At 66.6% G+C, this 20,689-nt stretch carries 20 protein-coding genes, 1 tRNA gene and 1 pseudogene; 6 read left to right on the top strand and 16 right to left on the bottom strand.

Annotated features, from left to right (window positions below; translation table 11 throughout):
* The first annotated feature begins 168 nt into the window (after positions 1-168).
* Positions 169-879, top strand: a complete 711-nt coding sequence (locus KHN96_RS03110; protein ID WP_045219037.1) for an IclR family transcriptional regulator — start codon at positions 169-171, stop codon at positions 877-879.
* A 46-nt stretch (positions 880-925) separates the two neighbouring features.
* Here the strand turns inward: KHN96_RS03110 and KHN96_RS03105 are convergent, their stop codons facing one another.
* From KHN96_RS03105 to KHN96_RS03085, 5 genes and pseudogenes are all read right to left on the bottom strand, one after another.
* Positions 926-1,846, bottom strand: a complete 921-nt coding sequence (locus tag KHN96_RS03105; RefSeq protein ID WP_062738568.1) for a recombination-associated protein RdgC — start codon at positions 1,844-1,846, stop codon at positions 926-928.
* A gap of 485 nt (positions 1,847-2,331) precedes the next feature.
* Positions 2,332-3,840 carry a monocarboxylate uptake permease MctP gene (mctP, locus tag KHN96_RS03100; RefSeq protein ID WP_062738569.1) on the bottom strand — a complete coding sequence of 503 codons (1,509 nt, stop codon included), beginning with the start codon at positions 3,838-3,840 and terminating at the stop codon, positions 2,332-2,334.
* The gene (locus KHN96_RS03095; RefSeq protein ID WP_009240236.1) at positions 3,840-4,019 is read right to left on the bottom strand and encodes a DUF3311 domain-containing protein; all 180 of its coding nucleotides are present in this window, start codon (positions 4,017-4,019) and stop codon (positions 3,840-3,842) included. The genes mctP and KHN96_RS03095 overlap by 1 nt, the downstream gene beginning before the upstream one ends.
* Positions 4,020-4,449: 430 nt before the next feature.
* A pseudogene (locus KHN96_RS03090) lies at positions 4,450-4,724 on the bottom strand (MFS transporter); the annotation flags it as partial.
* Entirely contained in the window at positions 4,718-5,545 is an 828-nt protein-coding gene (locus tag KHN96_RS03085; protein WP_045219048.1) for an OXA-22 family class D beta-lactamase OXA-443, read from the bottom strand. The gene KHN96_RS03085 and the pseudogene KHN96_RS03090, both read right to left, overlap by 7 nt.
* A 180-nt stretch (positions 5,546-5,725) precedes the next feature.
* Between KHN96_RS03085 and KHN96_RS03080 the strand changes: the two genes are divergently transcribed.
* Positions 5,726-5,810: transfer RNA gene (locus KHN96_RS03080), tRNA-Leu, on the top strand.
* Between the two features lie 65 nt (positions 5,811-5,875).
* On the opposite strand, the gene KHN96_RS03075 is transcribed toward KHN96_RS03080, so the two are convergent.
* From KHN96_RS03075 to leuC, 7 genes are all read right to left on the bottom strand, one after another.
* A complete protein-coding gene (locus KHN96_RS03075; protein ID WP_062738571.1) occupies positions 5,876-7,027 on the bottom strand; it encodes a DSD1 family PLP-dependent enzyme in 1,152 nt (383 codons plus the stop codon).
* 10 nt (positions 7,028-7,037) lie between these two features.
* Positions 7,038-7,697 carry an HAD-IA family hydrolase gene (locus KHN96_RS03070; RefSeq protein ID WP_115044599.1) on the bottom strand — a complete coding sequence of 220 codons (660 nt, stop codon included), beginning with the start codon at positions 7,695-7,697 and terminating at the stop codon, positions 7,038-7,040.
* A 103-nt stretch (positions 7,698-7,800) separates the two neighbouring features.
* The gene (locus tag KHN96_RS03065; RefSeq protein WP_045219053.1) at positions 7,801-8,706 is read right to left on the bottom strand and encodes a LysR family transcriptional regulator; all 906 of its coding nucleotides are present in this window, start codon (positions 8,704-8,706) and stop codon (positions 7,801-7,803) included.
* 3 nt (positions 8,707-8,709) lie between these two features.
* Positions 8,710-9,663, bottom strand: coding sequence for a prolyl aminopeptidase (gene pip / locus KHN96_RS03060; protein WP_045219055.1), 954 nt, complete (start codon positions 9,661-9,663; stop codon positions 8,710-8,712).
* Positions 9,664-9,742: 79 nt separating this feature from the next.
* On the bottom strand, positions 9,743-11,065 hold the full coding sequence (locus KHN96_RS03055; RefSeq protein WP_062738573.1) for a 2-hydroxycarboxylate transporter family protein: 1,323 nt from the start codon (positions 11,063-11,065) through the stop codon (positions 9,743-9,745).
* A gap of 97 nt (positions 11,066-11,162) precedes the next feature.
* Entirely contained in the window at positions 11,163-11,825 is a 663-nt protein-coding gene (leuD, locus tag KHN96_RS03050) for a 3-isopropylmalate dehydratase small subunit (protein WP_045219059.1), read from the bottom strand.
* Positions 11,818-13,233: a 3-isopropylmalate dehydratase large subunit gene (leuC, locus tag KHN96_RS03045; protein ID WP_062738574.1), complete on the bottom strand. Its 1,416-nt coding sequence runs from the start codon at positions 13,231-13,233 to the stop codon at positions 11,818-11,820. The genes leuD and leuC overlap by 8 nt, the downstream gene beginning before the upstream one ends.
* 122 nt (positions 13,234-13,355) lie before the next feature.
* On the opposite strand from leuC, the gene KHN96_RS03040 reads away from it, so the two are divergent.
* The 4 genes from KHN96_RS03040 to KHN96_RS03025 all read left to right on the top strand — a co-directional run bounded on the left by KHN96_RS03040 (position 13,356) and on the right by KHN96_RS03025 (position 15,566).
* On the top strand, positions 13,356-14,267 hold the full coding sequence (locus KHN96_RS03040) for a LysR family transcriptional regulator (RefSeq protein ID WP_062738575.1): 912 nt from the start codon (positions 13,356-13,358) through the stop codon (positions 14,265-14,267).
* Positions 14,268-14,376: 109 nt separating this feature from the next.
* Positions 14,377-15,015, top strand: a complete 639-nt coding sequence (locus KHN96_RS03035) for a TetR/AcrR family transcriptional regulator (protein WP_045220344.1) — start codon at positions 14,377-14,379, stop codon at positions 15,013-15,015.
* Complete coding sequence (locus KHN96_RS03030; protein WP_045219064.1) at positions 15,015-15,305, top strand: PEP-utilizing enzyme; 291 nt, start codon at positions 15,015-15,017, stop codon at positions 15,303-15,305. The genes KHN96_RS03035 and KHN96_RS03030 overlap by 1 nt, the downstream gene beginning before the upstream one ends.
* 114 nt (positions 15,306-15,419) lie before the next feature.
* Complete coding sequence (locus KHN96_RS03025) at positions 15,420-15,566, top strand: hypothetical protein (RefSeq protein WP_164491387.1); 147 nt, start codon at positions 15,420-15,422, stop codon at positions 15,564-15,566.
* Positions 15,567-15,622: 56 nt separating this feature from the next.
* Here the strand turns inward: KHN96_RS03025 and KHN96_RS03020 are convergent, their stop codons facing one another.
* The 4 genes from KHN96_RS03020 to KHN96_RS03005 all read right to left on the bottom strand — a co-directional run bounded on the left by KHN96_RS03020 (position 15,623) and on the right by KHN96_RS03005 (position 20,630).
* Positions 15,623-16,309 carry a Fe2+-dependent dioxygenase gene (locus KHN96_RS03020; RefSeq protein ID WP_062738576.1) on the bottom strand — a complete coding sequence of 229 codons (687 nt, stop codon included), beginning with the start codon at positions 16,307-16,309 and terminating at the stop codon, positions 15,623-15,625.
* Between the two features lie 47 nt (positions 16,310-16,356).
* Positions 16,357-18,591: a TonB-dependent receptor gene (locus KHN96_RS03015; RefSeq protein ID WP_062738577.1), complete on the bottom strand. Its 2,235-nt coding sequence runs from the start codon at positions 18,589-18,591 to the stop codon at positions 16,357-16,359.
* Between the two features lie 275 nt (positions 18,592-18,866).
* On the bottom strand, positions 18,867-20,261 hold the full coding sequence (locus tag KHN96_RS03010; protein ID WP_062738644.1) for a ClcB-like voltage-gated chloride channel protein: 1,395 nt from the start codon (positions 20,259-20,261) through the stop codon (positions 18,867-18,869).
* 51 nt (positions 20,262-20,312) lie between these two features.
* Entirely contained in the window at positions 20,313-20,630 is a 318-nt protein-coding gene (locus KHN96_RS03005; RefSeq protein WP_062738578.1) for a YciI family protein, read from the bottom strand.
* Positions 20,631-20,689 lie beyond the last annotated feature (59 nt).

Raw genomic sequence — 20,689 nt, 5'->3', positions numbered from 1 at the left:
AACCTGTCTCAGTGGATATCAGTTTTACTAGGTACAACACTGGTGTACCCAGTGAAACCACTATAACCACGACATCCCCGGCGATCCACTAGCGTTTACCCTTCCGCCACATAAAACGGCGTTGTACATAGTACAATCCTGCCGTCATTCGGTCCGGGGGGCGAGGAAATGGGGAACGACGGCGTCGCCGCAGTGGAAAAGGCGTTGGCCTTGCTGGATTGCTTCAAGCCGGGAGCGGAGTCGCTCTCACTTGCGGCACTGGCGCAAGTGTCCGGCATGCATAAGACGACGGTGTATCGGCTGATGAACTCGCTCGAGCGCATGCGCTATGTCATCCGCTCGGAGTCTGGCGCGTATTCGCTCGGGCCGCGCCTGCTGTACCTGGGCAAGCTGTATGAACAGTCGTTCCACCTGTCGTCGGTGGTGGAGCCGGTGCTGCATGCGCTGGCGGCCGCCACGCGCGAGAGCGCATCGTACTACGTGATCGACCACGGCCGGCGGCTCTGCCTGTTCCGCGCCGAGCCGTCGGAGGGCCTGCGCGAGACGCGGCTGCCCGGTACGTCGCTACCGCTGGACGACACCGCCATCAGCCACGTGCTGCGCTACTGGGGCCTGGGCGAACCGCTGTACGACACACCGCCCGCGCTGCCGCTCTTCACCTCCGGCGCGCGCGACCAGCACACGGCGGCGTTTGCGACGCCGGTGTTCGGCTCCGGCGACAAATTCATGGCAGCCCTGACGCTGTCGGGCGCGGCATCCAGGCTGGAAGCCGCGCGCGCATCGGGCGATTTCGTTGCGACGCAGTTGCAGGCGGCGTCCGAGTTGTCGCGCAAGCTCGGCGCGAGCGCGGGCTGGTGCGAACGGATTTACGGCGCCTGACGGCCCGGGTCTACGTTCGACCAGGCCGCCCCGCAGCCCGCGGCGCTCAGGCAGCGGCTCGCTGCATCGCCTCGCGCTGATCCCCGCCGAGGCTGTCGACCACATCCGCCAGCATCCGCGCCAACTCCCCTGTCATCAGGGCGAAGTCCGACGCGAAGCGTTCGTCGTCGTTCTGTGCGGTCGGGTCCGCGGCTTCCTTGATCACGTCGAGCGGCGTGACGCGCTTGATGGTCAGCGACGGCGTCAGCACGAACGAGATCTTGTTGTCCCACGTCATGCCCAGACGCGTGCATTGCTTGCCGGCTTCGATGTGCCGACGCATGTCGTCGGCCTCGAGCGCGTGGCCGACATACCGCACCGTGGCGCCGCCTTCGCCGGTCGAGCGCAATTCGGCGTCCAGATCCACGGTGAATCCGCCCGGGCCCTCGCCGGACAGCAGCCAATCGGTCATCGCAGCCACCGGTGAACGCGCCACCTGCACGGTGGTGAGCGGCAATGGGTCGATCGACTTCACGAGCAGGCTCCGGACGTCGTCCGCAATGGCCTGCGCAGCGGCATCGATGACGAGCCAGCCGTTGGCGGTGTCGATCCACACACGGGTATCCCGCCGGATGCTGAACGCGCGCGGCAGCAACTCGTCGGTCACCTGCTCCTTGAGTTCGCGCAGCTGCTTGCGGCCCGGCTTGTAGCCTTGCTGCTCCTCGATTTCAAGCGCGCGTTCCTTGGTGACCTGGTTGATGACCGAGGCGGGAAGCAGCTTCTTTTCGGCGCGGAACACGAGCAGCATCTGCCGGTTTGCCGCATACACGAGCGCGCCGTCGTCGCGCGGCGATGCCCATCCGAAGGTCTGCTTCTCGACGCTGTTGCCGGGCTGGAAGGCGTGGGGTGCCAGCCATTGTTCAAGCTGATCCGGGGCAACGGTCCAGGGGGCGGGAAGACGATGAAGCTGAAGGTTCTTGAACCACATGGGAATCCGGGCAAAGTCCGCGATTTTAAATGACCGCGGCGCTTTGCCCGGCTTTGCCGCCGTGCGGGTACCCGTCGCGCCGCGCCACGGCTGCAACGGTGCGCTTCAGCCGCCGATTTCCGCGTGGACGGCCCGCAGTGCGAGCCGATAGGTTTCGATGCCGAACCCGCAGATCCGCCCAGACTGGCAAGCGGCCCGATGCTGTCGAAGTGCTCCGCGATGGCGCTCGCCAACTCGAGCTCGAGCGCACCGGCCGCGCCCGCCCACGCAGCGTGCATGCGCTTGTCGGCAAGCGCAACGCAAACCCCTTGAGCGCGAAGGGCGCGGTGACCCAGTCACATCAGAGGGGGGGCACTGCGCTCCTGTTGCGACGATGCCAAGCGACAGAAGGCGGCTCGCTCCTCGAAAAAAATGCCGCGCTCTCTCGAGCACGGCCTTCTTTGCGCCAGGGCCGCCGTTTCCGGCGGCTCTTCATTCTGCATCGATCAGCCTGCCTGGCGCACCGCGGGCGTTTCTTCCCCGCGCTTGCCCAGCACCAGCTGCACCACCACCGCGACGATGATGTTGAAGGACAGCGCCGCGAGCCCCGTGTAGATGGAGAACTTGTCGCCGCCAATCACAAAGGTGTGCACGGGCTTGATGCCGTCGGAGAACGCCAACCAGCTGCCGGCGATCATGCCCGCCGCCCACCCGGTCAGCAGCGCCGGCGCACGGAAGCGGTTCGACACGTTGAACAGCCCGAACACCACCGACGGGAAGGTCTGCACGATCCACACGCCGCCCAGCAGCTGCAGGTCCAGTGCGAACTTCGTCGGCAGGAACAGGATGAACACCAGCGCGCCCGCCTTGACGATCAGCGAGATCACCTTGGCCACCTTTTCCTCGCCGGCGTGCGACAGGTCCGGCGCCACGTAGGGCTTCCAGAAGTTGCGCGTGAAGAGGTTGGCCGCGCCGATCGACATGACCGCCGCCGGCACCAGCGCACCGATGGCGATGGCCGAAAACGCAAAGCCCGTGAACCAGCTCGGGAACAGCGCGTTGAACAGCGCGGGCACCACGTCGTTGTTGTTCGTCACCTTGATGCCTGCAGCGTAGGCCATGAAGCCCAGCAGCGCGATCAGGCCCAGCAGCACCGTGTAGGCCGGCAGGAAGACGGCGTTCTTGCGGATGGTGTCTGCACTGCGCGCGGCAAAGATGCCCGTGAGCGTATGCGGATACATGAACGCGGCCAGTGCCGAGCCGATCGCCAGCGAGGCAAACGGCAGGAACTGCGCAGGCTTCAGCGTCAGCCCCGTGGCCCCGCCCTTGACGGCAAACGCGTCATGCGCCGAGGCAAACACCGCACCATAGCCGCCCAGCTTGGCCGGCACCAGCACCACGGCCACCAGCACCACGATGTAGATCATGATGTCCTTGACGAACGCGATGAGCGCCGGCGCCCGCAGGCCCGCGGAGTACGTGTACAGCGCCAGGATGATGAAGGCCGCCGCCAGCGGCAGCTCGCCCGTCAGGCCCAGCGCCTTGATCACGACCTCCATGCCGATGAGCTGCAGCGCGATGTACGGCATCGTCGCCACCACGCCGGTGAGCGCCACGGCAAACTCGAGTGCGCGCGAGCCGTAACGGCCGTACACCGCATCGGCCGCCGTCACGTGGCCATTGGCATGCGCCACCTTCCACAGCTTCGGCATGATCAGGAAGACGATCGGATACACCAGGATCGTGTACGGCAGCGCGAAGAAGCCATACGCGCCCACGGCATACACGAGCGCCGGCACGGCGATCACGGTGTAGGCGGTGTAGAAATCGCCGCCCACCAGGAACCACGTGATCCAGGTGCCGAAGTTGCGGCCGCCCAGGCCCCATTCGTCGATGTGCGCGCCCTTGTCGGATTGCCCGCGCTGCCAGCGCGAGGCGATGAAACCCAGCACCGTCACCAGCGCAAAGAAGAAGATGAAGATGCCCAGCGCAGTCCAGTTGATCTGTCCGTCCATCATTCTTCTCCCTTGCTCTGGCCGTTCTTGAAGACGATCCAGATCAGCAGCGAGGTGATCGGCACCCAGAGGAACTGATACCAGTAGAAGAACGGAAAGCCGAACAGCGTGGGCGTTTCCTGGTTGTAGAACGGCACCCACAGCAGGCCGATGAATGGCAGCGCGAGCAAGAACTTCATGGATCTGTCTCCTGATGCGGACTTCGGATGTTGTTTTGAACCGGTGAGGTGCCACGCGAAGCGCGTGACCGGACAGTCATCTGACGAAGTGCTTTCCGTCTCTGTTGTTATCGGGCGCACTGTGACCGCACCATCCTCGGAAAACCATCCGCACCTGTACGCACCCACCACACGTAGTACTACGTAGCAAGCGTAGACTTTTCGCGTGAAATAACCAATCGCTAAGGCTGGTGCGGGTTTCCTAGGGTTTTCACGAATTCCGGCAACGCGCGCTGATGGTGGGATACGCGAGGAAACGCGGAAGCGGCGCGCAAGTGCGGCTTGCCGCCAAGCAAAGCGGGGCGGACGGTGTTGGCCGCGGGGCGTTACGGATGCCGGCCCGCGGCACAGCAGAATCCCGGCTGCTGCCGGGGGTATTAGTCGGTTTGTCTCACGAATGGCGGCCGTCCCCATGCCGCCATGCCACGGCCGCGCAAAACCAGCTGCACCGCACCGCCGCACGGCATGGCGACGCGCAAGCCCGGCACCCCGCCGCCGCTGGCGGCATACGCCGCGCCGCGCATGGACACGCCCAGCGTCGCCCCGCTCATTCGCGCCACGTTGGCAAGCGCGGACGCCGTGCCCGAGCGCTCGGGTCCGATGGCGCCCACCGCCGCGCCCCATCTGCGACCCCGTGGCACAGCCCATGCCGAGGCCGATCAGGGCTTGGCGGCAGCCAGCACCTGCGGCAGGCGCGCCAGCATCGCGTCGCGCGAGCGGATGCCGCCCGAGGTGGGCTCGATCTTGTCGTCCTGGATCAGGTTCGCAAACACGTAGGTCCGGCCTCCTTTCTTCGCCCAGCCGACAAACCAGCCATAAGCGTGGGCCTGATCCCACGTGCCGTCGGCCGAGGTATTGCCCGGCGCCGGGCCCGCCGTGCCCGTCTTGCCCTGCACGGCCCAGCCGCCGGGCACCTGCCACGTCTGCACGGTGCGGTCGACCATCTCGTACGTCTGCGCCGACACGGGCAACTGCCGGTTGACGAGCCGGCGCAGAAAGCCGACCTGCTCCTCGGGCGAGATCTTCAGCGACGAGGTGATCCACGAGCGATCCAGGCCGTTGTTCTTGCCCGGGTCGCCGCTCACATCCATGTTGCCGTAGTCGAGCTTGCGCACGTACGAGGCGAACATCTGCGCGCCCATCGCGTGGGTGATGCGCTGGGAATACCAGACCACCGAATACTTGAGCCACAGCGTCGGGTCGACAGGCTGGCGCCACGGCCGGCCGCCCCAGTCGGGGTCGCCGCGCCTGAAGTGTTCGACCGGCGTGTGCGGGTCTTTCAGGAAGCCGGCGTCGTAGCCCATGACGGCCAGCGCCAGCTTGAAGGTGGACGCCGGCGTCACGCGCTCGTTGCACTTGCCCTCCTGCAGGACGACCTTGCCCGTGGCCGCGTCGGCAACGAGCGTGCAGACAGGGTGTTCGGCATGGGCGAAGGTGGCCAGGGCGGCAAGGAAGGCGCCGGTGGTGGCGTGGCGGAGTTTCGTCATCGGGCAAACCTCGTTAATGGACTGCAATGCACTGCGCGGCAGCGTAGCAGCGAGGTGGCGGCCCGGCAGATGGCCAGCGACGTAACGGGTGTAACCGCGGCGCCGCGCGGCAATGCCGGGCCTGCGCAAAAAAGGGGCTTGCAAATTCTGGAGCGGCCGGTAAAATGCGCCGCTCACCTAGCCCAGGTGGCGGAATTGGTAGACGCACTAGTTTCAGGTACTAGCGGGTAACTCCGTGGAGGTTCGAGTCCTCTCCTGGGCACCAGGATTCAGGCAAAAGCCCGCAGCAATGCGGGCTTTTTGCTTTTGCACAGTCGACAGCCCGGTCGATTACCAGCCATGGAAGCGCGCCCAGGTCTGCACCGCGCCGCATGACGGCACCGCCTGGTACGCCGGAAACTGCGCGCCCGTCGCGCACGCGTGGTTGGGCAGAACGCGCAGCTTCGTGCCCACCGGAAAACGCCCGACAAGATCGCTCGCCACCGTGCCGTCGGTGGCCCCCAGGATGCCGTGCTCCTGGTTCGCGCCGATCAGCGTGAGCCCGTCGAGGGGCATGCCGTCCAGCGTACACGGTTGCCCGTAGCCGTAGTCGTGCGCCTGTCTGGCGGTACCGCGGTCGCGGCTCATGGCCATCCACCCGGCATCGACGATCACCCAGCCTTTGTCAGGCTGATGGCCGATCACGGTCGTGAGCACGCTCAGCGCAATTTCATCCATCGCGCAGACACCCACGTTGTGCATCACGAGATCGAAGAAGACGTACACGCCCGCGCGCACCTCCGTCACGCCCGGCAGCCGCTCGGCGGCCAGCGCGGTGGGTGTCGAACCGACGCTGACGGCGGCGCACGGCACGCCGGCTTCGCGCAGGCGCTCGGCGGCGCGCACGCAGCCTGCACGCTCCTGCTCGGCCAGGGCAGCCAGCGCAGCACGGTCGCTGAGGTCGTAGCTGGAACCCGCGTGCGTCATCACGCCACCCACGTCGATGCCGCCGGCCTGCAGCGTGCGCCCCACGTCCAGCAGCGCATCCTGTTCGGGCGTGAGGCCGCAGCGGTGGCCATCGGTGTCGACCTCGATCCAGACTTCGCAGCGCTCGCCGTGCGTGCGGGCGTGGTCGACCACGGCCCGGGCGGCCTCGACATTGTCGACCACGAGCTTGAGGTCGCAGCCGCGCCTGCGCAGCGCCATGGCGCGCGGCAGCTTGCCCGCGACGATACCGACGGCATAGAGGATGTCCTTGATGCCTGCGGCAAAGAACGCCTCGGCCTCCTTCAACGTCGACACGGTGATGCCCTGCGCGCCGGCGGCCAGTTGCGCGCGCACGACGTCGAGGCACTTGGTGGTCTTCACGTGCGGGCGAAACTTCACGCCCAGCGCATTCATGCGGTGCTGCATGCGGGCGATGTTGTGCTGCATGCGCGGCAGGTCGATGAGCGCGGCGGGCGTGTCAAGCGCCTCCAGCGGGTGTGCGGTATCGGATGTCATGGTGGCCTCCTCAAACGGGTGCGGCAAAACGGCCGGCCCAGGGCAGCAGCCCGTCGAGCGTCGGCGAGGTGATTTCCGGCACCTGCGCACCTTGCACGGGCTTGAGCCCGATGCGGTTGTGCCAGTACGTGCGCAGGCCGACGGCGGCGGTGCCGAACATGTCGTAGCTGGAGCCCGCCACGAACGCGGCGTCGGCTGCATTCACGCCAAGCTGGTCCAGCGCCATCCGATACGGCCTCGGGTCGGGCTTGTAGACGCCCGCCTGCTCGGCCGTGACGACGACATCCCAACGGATGGGCAACAGCGCGGCGGCCTGCCGGCCCAGGCGCTCGGAGCAGTTCGTGACGACGGCCAGCCTGCAGTGTGGCTGCAGCGCGGTCAGCGCCTCCACCGCGCCGCTCCACGGCTGCAGCTCGAGCCAGTGGGCTTCCAGCGCATCGGGCGCCGCATCGGGCAGGCCGACGTTGCTGGCAGCCTGCCGCACCATCGCTTCATACGGCACATACGCGCCGCAGCCGTACGTGAGCCGCAGATACTCCGCGCGCCACGTGCGGCCTGCCGGCTCAGAGCCGGCGGCGCGGTTCCACAGCGACCACGAATCGAGCAGCGCGGTCAGCAGATCGAACAGGACGGCCTTGGGGTAACGGGAAGGAGCGGCAGCAAGGGGCATGCGTGTCACCTGCATATCGGCGGGAATCGATGCAGCCGATTGTAGGCATCACGCGCGGTCTTTCGGTGAAGCCGCTTTGATTCATAGATTCAGTTGCACTACATCATGCGCGCCACGGCGGCTGCGGTCTGAAGCGGCTTTGCAAGGCCTGCATGAAGTGGCGCGTGCGCTGCGGCAAACCGGCACGGCCGTGTGTGAGCGCGATCACGTTGGCGTCGGGCGCCTTCCAGCCGGGCAGCAGGCGCACCAGGTGGCCGGCGCGCAGATCGTCCGCCACGTCCCATTCGGAGCGCAGGATGACGCCGCGGCCCTCGCGCGCCCACTGGCGGATCACGTCGCCGTCGTTGCAGACGAGGTGGTTCCGCACGCGCACGCTGCGGCTCGTGCGGCCCTTGCTGAAGTGCCACAGCGTGACATCCTCCTTGTTCTCCCGCAGCACGATGCACGGCAGCGCGGCAAGGTCCTCCGGTGCTTGCGGCAGGCCGAAACGCTTCACCAGCGCGGGCGATGCGCAGACAAACCGCGCATTCGGCGCAATCGCGTAGCCCACGAGGTTCGATACCTGCAACGCGCCGATATGCACCACCACATCAAAGCGATCCGCCGCCTCGGTGAGCGGTGCATCGGACAGCGTCAGTTCGATGTCGACATCCGGGTGCTGCTGCTGAAACTCGGCAATGATCGGCGCCACATAACGCCGCCCGAACCCGAGCGGCGCGTTGACCTTCAGCGTCCCGACCAGGCCGCCGCGGCGCGTGTGCAGGTCTTCCGACAGCGCATCGAGCTGGCGGATCAGCTCCGCGCCGCGCTCGCACAGCAGTGCGCCCTCCTGCGTGAATCGCAGGCTGCGCGCGGTCCGGTCCACCAGCCGCGTGCCAAGCTTCTTCTCCAGCTGCTGCAGGCGCTGCGACACGGCCGACGGCGTCAGGCCGAGCGCGCGCGCCGTCGCCACCAGGCTGCCGTTGTCCTGGATGGCGAGCAGGAAGCGCAGGTCGACGGAGTCCGTCATCCGCTATTTGCCGGCAAAGCGGTCCGTGGCGGCAATGAGCTGGTCGAGGATGCCGGGCTCGGACCACGCATGGCCCGCGCCTTCGATCAGGTGGAAGTCCGAATCGGGCCACGCCTGGTGCAGCGCGTAGGCATAGCGCGCTGGGCACGGCATGTCGTAGCGGCCATGCACGATCACGCCGGGAATGCCGGCCAGCCTGTGCGCCTCGCGCAGCAGCTGGCCTTCTTCGAGCCAGCACTGGTGCGTGAAGTAGTGGTTCTCCAGACGTGCGAAGGCCAGCGCGAAATGGTCGTCGGCGTGCTTGGCGCTGTTGCCCGGGTCGGGCAGCAGCGTGATGGTCTCGCCCTCCCACACGCTCCACGCGCGGGCCGCCTCGATCTGCTTGGCGGTGTCGGTGCCGGTGAGGATCTTGCGGTAGGCCGCGATCATGTCGCCGCGCTCGTCTTCGGGGATGGGCGCCTGGAAGCGGGCCCATTTCTCCGGGAACATCTCCGACACGCCGTACTGGTAATACCAGCGCAGCTCGGCCTGCGTGACGGTGTAGACGCCGCGCAACACGAGTTCGCTCACGTGCTGCGGATACTTCTGAGCGTAGGCCAGGGCCAGCGTCGAACCCCAGGAGCCGCCGAAGACGAGCCAGCGCCCGGCGCCGGCAATCGCGCGCAGGCGCTCGATGTCGGCCACGAGGTGCCACGTGGTGTTGGCTTCGAGCCCCGCGTGCGGCGTCGATCGGCCGCAGCCGCGCTGGTCAAACAGCATGACGTCGTAGCGCGCGGGGTCGAACAGGCGGCGGTGGTCGGCCGAGATGCCGCCGCCCGGCCCGCCGTGCAGGAACACCGCCGGCTTGGCGCCGGGCGTGCCGACGCGTTCGTAGTAGATCGTGTGGCCATCGCCCACGTCCAGCATGCCGGTTTCGTACGGTTCGATGGCGGGATACAGCGTGCGCAGTGCGGTCATGGCAATCCGGGAAGTGCGTGAACGGTGCTTGAGTGTAGCGCCGTTGCCGTGCCCGCCGTGCTTCCTGGTGGTGGCCCCCTCAGTGCAGCAGCTTGAGCAGGATCGTGGCGCACACGACCATCGCGGCGCCGCCGATGCGTGTGCTGATCTGCGCGAATGGCATCAGGCCCATGCGGTTGGATGCCGAGAGGATCGCCACGTCTCCCGTGCCGCCCAGGCCGCTGTGGCACGCCGTCACGATGCCAGATTCCACCGGATGCATCCCCAGCCATCTGCCGACGAAGAAGCCCGATGCCACGAGCGCCAGCACCGTGGCCGCGCAGATCGCAAAGTAGCCAGGCGTGAACGCCACCACCAGTTCCTTCCAAGACACGAACAGCGCACCGAGCCCGACGAGGATCGCAAACGTGAGGTTGGTCGAGACAAACCGGTACATCTGGTAGGCGCCCAGCTCCATCTTCTCGGGCATGAGCTTCGTCACCTTCAGCACCGCCGCGCTAATGATCATGAGGATCGGCCCCGGAATGCCCGTGAACGGCGCCAGGAGCGCGCCGAAGATGAAGAACGCGCATGCGATCAGCAAGCCGGCGCCCATGAGCCCGAGCTGGATGGGGGCGTCCACATGATCGTTGCGCAGCAGGTCGGCATCGTCGCCGGCCTTGACGAGGTCGCCATTGCCGGTCAGATGCGGGCGCTTCTCGCCAAGCCACCTGAGCGCACCGCTCGACAGGATGGCGACCACGTTGCCGAGCAAGGCCGCCGGCACGAGCATGGCAACCAGCTCGGCTTGCGGCCGGCCCAGAATCTCTGCATAGCCGATCGAGAGCGGCAGGATGCCCTCCCCGATGCCGCCGCCCACAATGGGAATGACGATGAAGAAAAAGGTATGCATCGGGTCATGACCGAACAGCAGCCCGACCGACACGCCCGCCACGACGGCCGCCAGCGTGCCGACCAGCAGCGGCACGGACATCCGCATGAATCCCTGCACCAGCACGCGGTGGCGCATGCCGAGGATACTGCCCGCCACCAGGCAGGCGATGTAGAGATACTGGAGGTTGGCCGTCTTCATGGTGGTGGTCAGCGCCTTGACCATCTCGGGGTCGATCGCCTTGTAGCCGACCAGCGCCGACGGCACGAACAGGCACAGGATGGCCGCCCCGCCAACGTGCCGGAACACCGGAAGCCGCGCCCCGATCTCGCCCAACAGGAAGCCGAGCAGCATCAGCACGGCAAACCCGCCGATCATGTCGTTGGGCAGCTTCTTGCTGGCGGCCGCCAGGACCGTGACGGCGGCGATGACGACATAGAGCGGCAACGGCAACGGCCCGACGCGATAACGCGCGAGCGTGCGCCAGAACCCGGTGGGCGCGGCGTGATCCGCAGGCAGGGAGGCTTGCATGGTTTGTCTCCTGACAGGCGCGGCGTCGCCCCTCGTCTTGGGCGAGGTGACGATGCGCCGCTGTTGTGTGTGGTGGTGTAACGAAACGAGGAAGCGCTCAAGGCAGGCTGCCCGGTGGAGCCGCGGCAAGCCGCGCGCGCGTGGTGGCCGCAATGTCGCGCAACCACGGCCGCGCCTGCCAGTGCGCCCGCTGGAACGCGTCGATCTCGCTCCAGCGCGCCAGCGTCGCACCGATCATGTCCAGGCCATGCAGGAACATGTGTCGGTGCCGATCCGACAGGGCAAACGGCACTTCAACGCTGTGGCTGCGCACCGTCATCGCCTGCACATCAATGGCGATGCGGTGCGTGGCGGGGTCGGACACTTCGGCCAGGATGCGCGCCACATCGGCTGGCTCGAGCATCACGAGCAGCAGACGGTTGTTCATCGCGTTGCTGTAGAAGATCTCGCCAAAGCTCGGGGCGATGACAGCGCGAATGCCGAACTGCTGCAGCCCCCAGACCGCGTGCTCGCGGCTGGAGCCACATCCGAAGTTGCTCCCGCCGACGAGGATGGACGCTCCCTGGTACGCCGGCTGGTTCAGGACGCAGTCGCTGCGCGGCTCGTGGTTGGCGTCGTAACGCAGGTCGTACAGCACGCCGCGGTCGAGCCCGGCCTTATCGATGCCGCGCAGGAACTGCTTCGGCATGATCTGATCGGTATCGAGGTTGGGCGTGGGCAGCGGCGCGGCGATGCCTTCGATGTACGTGGTCTCAGGCATGTGCGGTCTCCAGGTGAGGTTGCGGCTCGGCTTGCAGCTTGCGGACGTCGGTGATGCGGCCCGTGATGGCGGCGGCCGCCGCCATGGCCGGACTCATCAGGTGCGTGATGCCACCGCGCCCCTGGCGGCCTTCGAAGTTGCGGTTCGTGGTGGAGGCGCAGCGCTCTCCCGGCGCGAGCACGTCGTCGTTCATCGCCAGGCACATCGAGCAGCCGGGCTGGCGCCATTCAAAACCGCTGGCGATCAGCACCTCGGCAATGCCCTCCTGCTCGGCTTGCCGGCGCACTGCGCCCGACCCCGGCACGACCATCGCCCGCACACCCGCGGCCACGCGCCGGCCGCGCACGACGGCTGCCACCTCGCGCAGATCTTCAATGCGCGCATTCGTGCACGAACCGATGAACACGCGCTGCACCGGCACGCCCTCGATGGCGCTGCCGGCCTCCAGCCCCACGTAGCGCAAGGCCCGCTCGGATGCCGCTTGCGCCGGCGGAATCGTGCCGGTCACGGGGATGGCCTCATCCGGGCTGGTGCCCCACGTCACGTAGGGCGCGACCTCGCTGGCATCGAAGTGGTACTCGGCATCGAACTGCGCATCGGCATCGCTGAAGAGCTGGCGCCAGTCGGCCAATGCCGCGTTCACGTGGGTGCCTGCGACATCCCGTGCGTGTTCGAGCACGTAGCGCGTGGCCTTGGCGTCGGGCGCGATCAGCGCGCCGCGCGCACCGGCTTCCACCGCCATGTTGCACAGGGTCATGCGTGCCTCCATCGAGAGCGCCTGGATGGCACTGCCGGCAAATTCGACCACATAGCCGCGCGCACCCTGCGCGCCGATGCGGCTGATGACGTGGAGGATCAGGTCCTTGGCGGTGGTGCCTGTCGGCAGTTGCCCGTCCACGCGGATGCGCATGTCCTGCGCGAGCCGGTACACCAGCGTCTGCGTCGCCAGCACGTGCTCGACTTCGGACGTGCCGATGCCAAAGCCCAGCGCGCCGAACGCGCCGTAGGTGGTGGTGTGGCTGTCGCCGCAGAGCACGACCATGCCGGGGCGGATCATGCCCAGCTCCGGCGCGATCACATGCTCGATGCCCTGCAGCGCATCGTTCGTGTCGAACAGGACGATGCCGTGTTCGGCACAGTTCTCCGCCAGGTTGGACGCCTGCAACGCCGAAGCAGCGTCTTCGATGACGCGCACGCGCACCGGGTGCGTCGGGATGATGTGGTCGACCACCGCCATGTGCTGGCCTGGCGCCGCCACTGCGCGGCCTGCTTCGCGCAAGCCCGCAAAGGCCTGCGGGCTGGTGTACTCGTTCATGATGTGCAGATCGGCGTACAGCAGCACGTTCTGCGCATCGAGCCGGGCGACGGTGTGCGAGTCGACCAGCTTCTGATACAGCGTTTTTGCCATGCGTTCTCCATTCGTTCGATGCGTCCGGCGCGCCGGGCTTCCTTTGCGAGATGGAGTCTATCCATGAAGATGCATTTTATAATTGTCCGACATCTTTATTTATTCTTTACTTCATTTGAATAATGGATCGCGTGTCCGATCTCGAGTTCTTTACCCGGCTGGTCAAGCAGGGCTCCCTGGCGGCGTTGGCGCGCGAGTTGGGCGTGACACCGCCGGCCGTGACGGCGCGGCTGGCGCAACTGGAAAGGCGCCTCGGCGTGCGCCTGCTCAACCGCACCACGCGGCGCCTGAGCGTCACGCATGAAGGCGAGATCTACCTGGCCACCGGCTCGCGGCTGCTGGAAGAACTCGAGGCGCTGGAGCAGGCGGTCTCCAGCAGCCGCGGCACACCGAAGGGCCTGTTGCGGGTGAATGCCACGTTCGGCTTCGGGCGCCGGCATATCGCGCCGGCCGTCGTCGAGTTCGCCCGGCGTTATCCCGAGGTGGAGGTGCAACTGGAGCTGACAGACCGCTCCGTCAACCTGGCCGACAACGCGTTCGACATCGGCATCTGGTTCGGCACGGTCCCCGATTCGCGCATGGTGGCGCGCAAGATCGTCAGCAATCGCCGGCTGCTGTGCGCGTCGCCCGAATATCTCGCACGCGCGGGCGCGCCCCAGGTGCCGCGCGATCTGCAATCGCATGCGTGCATCGTGCTGCGCGAGAGCGATGCCGCCTACGGCACGTGGTACCTCACACGCGGCAGCAAGCATGAAACCGTCAAGGTGCGCGGGCCGCTGAGCACCAACGACGGCGAGACCGGCGTGCTGTGGGCGCTGGCCGGCTACGGCATCCTCATGCGCTCGGAGTGGGACATCCACGCCCACGTGCGCGACGGCCGGCTGGTGCCCGTGCTGACCGATTGGACGCTGCCCGTGGCCGATGTTTTCGCGGTGTATCCGGAGCGCGCGAACCTGTCGGCCAAAGTCAGCGCGTTCATCGATTTCCTCTCGGAGTGGTTCCAGCGCGACGCCGGCTGGGCCGACCGCCGCTGACCCATCGCCGCGCAATCCCACGCCAGACTCGGGGGCGGCCCGACGTACGCCCGGCAATATTTTTGAACGACGTATAAAATTATGCATCGTCAAAAATTATGTGCCGATCATGCCGTCCATCCCGTTCCCCATCGGAACCGGCCGCCGGGAGCGCAAGCGCCTCCAGACGCTGGACCACCTCGCCGCCACGGCATTCGCGCTGTTCGAGCAGCACGGTTACGACGCGGTGACGATGGAGCAGATTGCAGCGCAGGCCGATGTCTCCAAAGGCACGCTGTACAACCACTTTCCGCTCAAGGAGGCGCTGCTGGCGCACCGCTTCCATGCCGAGCTGGCCGAGGGCGGTGCGCAGTTGCGCCCGCTGATTGAAGCGCAGGCGGATTTCGCGTCGCGGCTCTCGGTGCTGCTGTCTGCCTCGGCCGACTGGTGCAACGTCCGGCGTCCCTACCTGGCCGCGTACTTCCGCTACCGCTTCGCCAGTGCCGACCCCGCCGATCGCAGCCATGATGCGGACAAGCGCAGCGGGTTCGAAGCGGTGTTCATGGCGCTTATTGACGCGGCCCAACGCGCGGGCGAACTCGATACCCGGCTTGGGGCGGAGCATCTTGCCGGGCTGCTGGAGTACCTGTATCTCGGCGCGCTCATGCGCTGGCTGGCGCGCCCCGATACGGGCGCGCGCGACCTGCACGAAGGCTTTGCCGCCGTCATCGACCTGTTCCTGCACGGCGTCGCCCGCAAGGGGGCCTGATGGAAGCGCGCCTGGTCGACCACGCCGCGGCCGGCACCGGACTGCAGGCGGGCGACGTGCTCGTCGCGCCGAGCACCGACCCGGCCTGGACGCCGCTCTTCCTGAAAGCCAGCGCGCTGGTCATGGAAACCGGCGGCTATCTCTCCCACGGCGCGATCGTGGCGCGCGAATTCGGCATTCCGGCGGTGGTGAATCTGCCCGGCATTCGGGCGCAGCTGAAGAACGGCGACGCCCTCCGGGTGGACGGCAACGCCGGCGTCGTCTTTCGAGTGGAAGCGGAATCACGTTGATGTGGCGATGAGGCAACAACGGCACGCCTGGTTTGCTGCGATGCAATATTCGGACTAATATTCGGGTATTCCCTGTTAGGGTTATCCCTAGCCATCGCTCAGAAAGGAACCGCCATGAAAGCCGCCGTCCTCAATGCTGCCCCCACCTCCCGCTTCGCCCGCTTCTGGCAGATCGTCCGCCGTGAAGCCGCCCGAGCCGTCGCGCTGCACGTGGAAAGCTGCGGCATGATGGCCGAGCTGTATCGCCGTTCGGGCCGCTAAGCGCCGCTGACACAACCGGGCGCGGCGCGGCCATCACGGCTTGAAGCCGGCTCGGATCAGGTTTCGCTCCACTGCCGCATGAGGTTGTGATACACGCCGATCAGCGTGCGGCGCGCCGTCTCGTCGGCGCCGGTCTGGTTCAGCGTCTGGATGGCGTTGTCCAGGTCGAACAGCATGGCGCGCTGCGCGTCATCGCGGATCAGGCTCTGGATCCAGAAGAAGCTCGCCACGCGCACGCCGCGTGTGATGGGCGTGACCTGGTGCAGGCTCGTGGCCGGATAGATGACGAGGTCTCCGGCATTGAGCTTGACGCTGTGCATGCCATAGGTGTCTTCGATCTGCAGTTCGCCGCCGTCGTAGCTGGCAGGATCTGACAGGAACAGCGTGGCCGAGATGTCGGTGCGCAGCTTGCGCCCGTCGTGCGGGTGGATGCGCACACTGCCATCGACGTGCGCGCCGAAGGTCATGCCCTCGCCATAACGGTTGAACATCGGCGGGTACACCACATTCGGCAACGCTGCGCTGATGAAGCGCGGATGCCGCTCCAGCACGCTCAGGATGAGCTGCTGGCACTGGAGGGCCACTTCCGAGCCCTCATCGATCTGCTGGTTGTTCTTGACCGGCGCCCCGGAATAGCCGGCCGACACGCGGCCATCCACCCAGGCATCGCCCGCGTTGTCGAGCAGGTCGCGCAGCGCAGCCACCTGCGCGGCGTTGAAGACGTTTGGTATGCAGACCAGCATGGCGCTCAGGACAGAAGGATGAGCCCGAGGGCCCATCCCCCAAGCCATTACATGCGATACACCACGGACAGCATCGCCGCCCGGCCGGTCCCCGGCACGGCGCGACCGCCATCGGACGGAATCAGCGCATCGTAGTATGTCTTGTTGAACACGTTGAACAGGTTCAGGCGCACGTCGTACTTGGGCTGGTGGTAGGCCAGCATGGCGTCCCAGCGCACGAAGCCGCCCGCCTGCACGGTGTTGGTGTTGTTGGCGTAGCGCTGCGACATGTAGAACGCGCCGGCGCCCACCTCCCAGTTCGGCAGGAACGTGTAGCTCGTCCACACCGTGGCCGAGTGCTTGGGCGTGTTGGCCGGCACCATGCCCTGCGTACCGGCACCGATGCCGTTGACGATCTGCGCGTCGAGGTACGTGTAGCCCGCGAAGAGCTGCAGCTTGTCGGTCAGGCGGCCCGTCGCGCCGAGGCGTGCGCCGCGCACGCGGATCTTGCCCGCCAGCGTGTATGTCGTGCTGTCGACCTGCGTGCGGGCGTTGTCCTTGGTGATCTGGAAGAGCGCCGAGCTGACCGACAGGTCGCCGTTGAGCAGGTCCCACTTGCCGCCGGCCTCGTACGACTTGTTCTTCTCCGGGTCCAGGTTCTGCTGGCCCGTGGTACCTACGAGCTGCTCCAATGACGGGTTGAACGACGTGCCGTACGACACGTAGTACGACTGCCAGTCCGTCGGCTGCCAGATGCCGCCCAGGCGCGTACTGACAAAGTTCACGGTTTGCTGCGCGTACGGCAGCGCGGTGATCTTGGCCGACGCCGGCGTATTCGCCGCATTCAGCGAGTTCGAAATGCTCGCCACGTAGCGGTCATAGCGCAGGCCGGCGACGGCCTTCCATTGCTTGGTGAATTCGATCGAATCGTTGAAGTACGCCGCTACCGTGTTGGCCGAGCCGCCCTGCAGGTTGCCCAGGCTCGACGGCGTGCTCGCCGGCGACGTGGTGTAGCTGGGGCTGACCAGCGGCTCGCACGAGACAAAGCCGCTCGTCATGCTCGACTGCGCCAGCGGCGTGCCGTTGCACGAACCGTTGCGATAGTAATTCTGGTTGTCGTAGCCGTCGTGGCCGAACTCGGTGCCGACCAGCAGCGTGTGCTTGACCGAACCCGTATCGAACTTGGCCGTCAGCTCGGTCTGGTTGAACAACGAGTAGTCACGGATGCGGCGGTCGTGGCTTTGCAGGCGCACCGACAGCGCCGACAGCGGCAGATTGCTGTTGGTCAGGGCCGTGAACACGCCCGACGAATTGACCGTACCCACTGCGTTGGGCGCCGTCTCGCGCGCGTCGGTCTGCACGTAGTTGAACTGCGTCTGGTTGCGCAGGCGCAGGTTGGGCGAGAACTTGTGATCGATATTCGCCGAGAACGACGCCACATCTTGCGTGGTGCGGTCGTCGGTGTAGCCGTAGTACGTCTTGGGGCTGACGTTGACCGGGTGGCCGTTGAGGTTCGGCAGGCCGTAATCCGGCATGTCGCGGTTGTGCTGCAGCAGCGCGGAGAGCGTCACCTCGGTCGGCGTGCCAATGCCGAAACGCCACGACGGGGCGACGCCGAAATCCTGCGCGGTCATCTCGTCGCGCGTGCTCGTCTTGCCGTTCTGCGCCATCGCGGCGATGCGGAAAGCGGAAGTCTCGGACGTCGGCGTGTTGACGTCGGCAGTGGCGCGCACCAGGCCGTTGGTGGTGACCGAACCGGTGATTTCCGTGGCGGCCTTCAGCTTCGGCTTCTTCGTCACCTGGTTGATGACACCGCCCGTCGAACCGCGGCCGAACAGCATCGACGACGGGCCCATCAACACTTCCACCGAATCGAGGGCGAACAGGTCACGGTAGTACTGGCCGCGATCCCGGAAGCCGTCGAGGTAGATGTCGGTACGTGCAGAAAAACCGTTCAGGTTGATGTTGTTGCCGATCTGCCCGCCCTCGGCCGCACCGATGGTGATGCCGGGCACGTTGCGCAGCGCATCGGCCAGCGAGCTGCCGCCTTGCGCATCCGTCAGCGCCTTGGGCACGACCGTCACCGATTGCGGCACATCGCGCAGGTTCTCGGGCAGCTTGGAGATGGAGCTCTTGACGGCGTTGTAGTCGTCGCGCGGCGCGGTGCCCTTGACGACGGCTTCAGGCAGCGTGGTGGTGGCCGTGGCTGCCACCTGGGCGGGCGCGGCTTGTTGGGCAAGAGCAACGGCGGGCGTGGCAGACAACGCCAGCAGGGCGCTGGCGATCGGGGTACGGCGGTTCATTGTCGTGGTTTCTCCAGCGGCGCCCTTTTTCTGTGAATGCCGGCCGCTGCGGGCGCCCTCCTGCGCCCGTGCCGCCGTGCACGAGAGCGCACTACGAATGTCGAGCGCAAATATAAATGATAGTGATTCTCAACAGCAACAACTTGTCGCACTTTCTTCAAAAAGTTCCCGAACGCGCACACCAAGAAGCGATTTATAGATCGCTTTTTCTTCTTTTTTGCTGAGAATGGAGGGTTTTGTGGCGGCCGATAGGGCGCCGCGAGCGCGAAGCGTACCTATTTCTGCGTAGCGCCTGAGGCGGAGGAAGCGTGTTGCGTATCGTCACGATTGCGCGCCAGCGCGCGCGCATACACCGACGGCGCGCCCGCCGCATGCGCGGTCACATAACCCGCAATGCACGCGAGCATGAGGGGCAGCACAACCTGATAGGACAGGGTCATCTCGAAGATCATCAGGATCGACATGAGGGGCGCATGCGTGGTGGCCGCCAGCAGCGCGCCCATGCCAACCACCGCATAGCTGACGGGCACCGGGGCCGCACCGGGCAACAGCGCGTGCATGCCCGTACCGTACAACAGGCCAAGCGCGGCTCCACAGAAGAGCGTGGGCGTAAACACACCGCCCACGGCGCCGGACCCCGCACTGGACGCCGTCGCCGCGACCTTGCAGACGAGGACGAGCGCCACCGTCTGCCACAGCCACGGCTCGTGCAAGAAGCCGTTGACCACGCTGTAGCCGTTGCCCCAGACTTCGGGCACGCCAATGGAAAGCGCGCCGACGATCAGGCCGCCGGCCGCGAGCCGCAACGGGAGCGGCAAGCGGGTCCGCGCAAATGCATCGCGCACGCGGTCGATGAGCCCCAGCAGCAGCGGGCCCGCCATGCCCGCCGCGAGGCCCAGCCCAAGATACGTCAGCACCTCCCAGCCCGAGACGAAATCGAAGTGCGGCATCTCGTAGACCGCGCCGTAGCCGAAGAACTGGCGCACCACGATGTCGGCCGTGACGGCCGCCACCAGCAAGGGCCCAAGCGTTGCCGTCGTGATGACGCCAAACACGATTTCGCAGACGAACACCGCCCCGGAAATTGGCGCGTTATATGCCGACGTGATCCCCGCGGCTGCGCCGCACGCCACGAGCAGGCGCAACTGCTCGACCGACACAGGCGTCCAGCGCCCCAACACCCGGCCCAGCAACGAACCGCACATCGCCGCCAGTTGCACCATCGGCCCTTCACGCCCGATGGATGCCCCGCTGGCCACCGAGCACAGCGACGACGCGCTGCGAACCAGGCTCTGCCGCGCGCTGAGCACGCCGTCGCCCACGGCAATCGCTTCCATGTAGTCTTCCGACCCCTTGCGGGGGATCCACCTCAAGCCCACCTGCAGTGTGATGCCGGCCAGCACCCCCCCGGCCGCCGGCACCACCAGGCGCGCCCACCACGGCAGTGCACGGGCCGTGGCCACCAGCCCCTGGTCCGTGCCCGAGAGCCACCATTGCAGATGGCGCAGGCACTCGCGAAACACGATCGTCGACAACGCCCCCGCGCATCCGATCACCCCGGCAATGACGAACACGAGGTGTTCGCGGCCGAACGGCAGCCGCGCGAGTACGCGTTGCCACCATGGCATGTGAACAGGTGAAGTGGGTGAGCGTGGCGGCGTGTCGGGCATGACGGTCCGGGACATGGCAGATCGCCATGATAGCGGCCGTGCCGCGCGGCTTTATGTCGAGGTCGCAACGACAGCGTCGGGCAGCCATGCCGAGGGTGTATCGGCGCTGCGGCGGTTCGGGCCCCATGCGATCACGCGCGCCTGCACGAGGTTTTCGACGACGAACGGATCGCGCGCAACGATGGCGTCGATCTCTTCCCGGGAAGCCGCGCGCGCGAGGATGCCGCCGCCTTCACGCGGAAAGAACGGCCCCGACATCAGGAAATGGCCGCTGGCGTAGTGCGCATCCAGATGCGCCCGGTGAGCGGGCAACACGCGGTCGAGCTGCGCGAGCGGCGCGTTGTAGGTCAAGAGAATCAGGTACAGCATGCACGGCTCCTTGTAGGTGAGGTGACGGGTTGGCACAGCGGGACGCTTTCACCTCGCAA

This window comes from Ralstonia mannitolilytica, from assembly GCF_905397375.1.
Classification (GTDB): domain Bacteria; phylum Pseudomonadota; class Gammaproteobacteria; order Burkholderiales; family Burkholderiaceae; genus Ralstonia; species Ralstonia mannitolilytica.
This window is presented reverse-complemented; position numbering and strand designations above follow the sequence as displayed.